This window comes from Bradyrhizobium sp., assembly GCF_049581145.1.
GTDB lineage: Bacteria > Pseudomonadota > Alphaproteobacteria > Rhizobiales > Xanthobacteraceae > Bradyrhizobium.
In genome coordinates this window covers 1-2,441 of sequence record NZ_JBAURI010001316.1, presented here as the reverse complement: position 1 = coordinate 2,441, position 2,441 = coordinate 1, and the positions used below count along the sequence as shown (strand labels likewise).

The following is a 2,441-nucleotide window of genomic DNA, read 5'->3' as shown; positions in this document are numbered from 1 at the left end:
GTCCGGCGGCGGCCCGCAGCCACGGCATCGGCATGGTGCATCAGCATTTCAAACTGCTGAAGCCGTTCACCGTGGCGGAGAACGTGCTGCTGGCCAACCCGCAGCCGCATTTTGCCTCCGGAATCCGGCACATCCGCGCCGCGATCGAAAAGCAGGTCGCGGCGCTCAAATTCAGGATCGATCCCGACCGTCGCATCGACACGATGACGGTGGCCGAGCAGCAGCAGGTCGAAATCGTCAAGGTCCTGGTCGGCGGCGCCAAAATCCTCATCCTCGACGAGCCGACCGCGGTCCTGACCGACGCAGAGGCGATCGCCCTGCTCGAAATCGTGCAGCGCCTGGCGCGTTCCGGCACCGCGGTGGTGCTGGTGACGCACAAGCTGCATGAGGTGAAGCGCTTTGCCGACGTGGTTACGATCATGCGCGGCGGCAGGACGGTCGCAAAACTCGATCCGCGCCAGTCGAGCGCGGAACAATTGACCGAACTGACAGTCGGCCAGACCTCGGCGCTGCCGGGGCGCACGCCGCATCTGGGCGGTCCGACGCGGCTCAATGTCGGCGCGCTCTGCTATACGCGCGGCGACGGCCGGACCATGCTGAACAACGCCAGCTTCTACGTCCGCGCCGGCGAGATCTACGGCATCGCCGGCGTCAGCGGCAATGGCCAGGCCGAACTCGCCGAAGCGCTGATCGGCGCCATCGAACCGTCATCGGGCGAGATCTGGCTCGAGGGGCCCGGCGATATCAGCCACGCCAGTCCGGCGAAGCGCCGCGAGGCGGCAATCGCCGCGATCCCGGCCGACCGCTACGCGTTCGCGCTGGCGGGAAGCCTGTCGATCAGCGACAATCTCGCGGTCGCGCAGATCCGCTCCGGCCGCTACGGCAGCGTCATGAAACTTGACCGCGCGGCGATGCGCCGCGACGCCGTGGCGGCGGTCAAGGACTACGACGTTCAGGGCGTCCGCAGCGTCAGGCAGAAGGCCGCGCTGCTCTCCGGCGGCAACGCGCAAAAACTGGTCATTGCCCGGGAGTTCAGCCGCAAGCCCGAGGTCGTCGTCGCGCACAGCCCGAGCCGCGGGCTCGACGCACGCGCCTGCGCAGCCGTGCATCAGAGTTTGATCGTGGCCCGCGAACGCGGCGCCGCCATCGTCCTGATCAGCGAGGATCTCGACGAGATTCTCAGCCTGTCCGACCGCATCGGCGTGATGACACGCGGCAGCATCGTCGGCGAGTTCGCACGGCCCGCCGATCGCCAGGCCATCGGCCGCGCGATGGTCGGCCATGCATGACGTCTCGCGCCAACCCGATCGCGTGAGCGTGCCGGCCCCGCCCACATCCCGCGGTCTCGGGCGTTTCACGCTCGACGTGCGCCAGGATCTGGCGCCGTGGAAGCAGGCGTTGTTTGTCGGCACCTCCCTCATCCTCGGGCTCGCCATCTCCGTCGCCATTCTCGCCGCCGCCGGTATTGCGCCGCTGACGCTTGCGAGCGAACTGGCCGGCGTGCTGACGGCGGAAAACCTGCGCGGCGTGCTGATCCAGGCCGCGCCCCTGATCCTGGTCGGGCTTGGCGCCAGCCTGGCATTCCGGATCGGCTTCTGGAATCTCGGCATCGAGGGGCAGATGACCTTCGGCGGCATTTTCGCTGCCGCGATCTCGATCTATGATGTCGGACCACCAGCGATACGATTGCTGCTGATGGGACTCGCCGCGGCGCTGGGCGGCGGGCTCTGGGTATCGCTCGCCGTGCTCCTGAAGATGCGCTTTCGCGTCAACGAAATCATCGCGACCCTGCTGTTGAACTATGTCGCAATGTATTTCCTGTTCCACCTGCTATACGGCGCCTGGCAGGATGCCAAGACGGCATTTCCGCAATCCTCCCCATTTCGTCCGTTCGAACGGCTGGGCGATGTCGGCTACGGCGTCAACAGCGGCCTGTTGATTGCCATCGGCGGCGTGCTGGCGGCCGGCTGGCTGATTCATCTCAGCCGGATCGGCTTCTACACCCGCTTCATCAGCGCCAATCCGCAGATGGCGAAGATCGTCGGCGTGCCCGTGCAGGCGGCGACGGTGTGGATCATCGCGGCGTCCGGCGCCTGCGCGGGGCTTGCCGGCTTCATCAACGTCGCGAGCCAGGAGGGACGGCTGACCCAGTCGTTCGCCAATGGCTACGTGTTCTCCGGCGTGCTGATCGCCTTCCTGTCGCGCAACGATCCGCTCGTGGTCGCGGTGACGGGTTTCCTGATCGCCGTGCTCTTCATCACCGGGCAGACGCTGCAGGTGTTTTATCAAATCCCTTTCACGATGGTGCAGATGATCGAGGCGATCATCGTGATGGCGGTCGCCTCGTCGGAGTTTCTGATCCGCCATCGCATCCGCTGGATTCGCTGAAGGGATGCCGTGACCAATTTTCTGATCAACTGGCTGGCCAATGCCCCGGTGAC

2 protein-coding genes are annotated in these 2,441 nt (G+C 66.1%); both read left to right on the top strand.

The window, feature by feature from the left end; genetic code table 11:
* Positions 1–1,289 (top strand): ABC transporter ATP-binding protein (locus WCB02_RS41940; protein WP_423968903.1); only part of this gene is annotated, 1,289 nt, incomplete at its 5' end.
* Positions 1,282–2,388, top strand: a complete 1,107-nt coding sequence (locus WCB02_RS41935; protein WP_423968901.1) for an ABC transporter permease — start codon at positions 1,282–1,284, stop codon at positions 2,386–2,388. The genes WCB02_RS41940 and WCB02_RS41935, both read left to right, overlap by 8 nt.
* Positions 2,389–2,441 lie beyond the last annotated feature (53 nt).

Excerpts from the sequence above, each read along its gene's own strand:
- WCB02_RS41935 (WP_423968901.1), top strand. The coding sequence starts at position 1,282 with ATGCATGACGTCTCGCGCCAACCCGATCGCGTGAGCGTGCCGGCCCCG.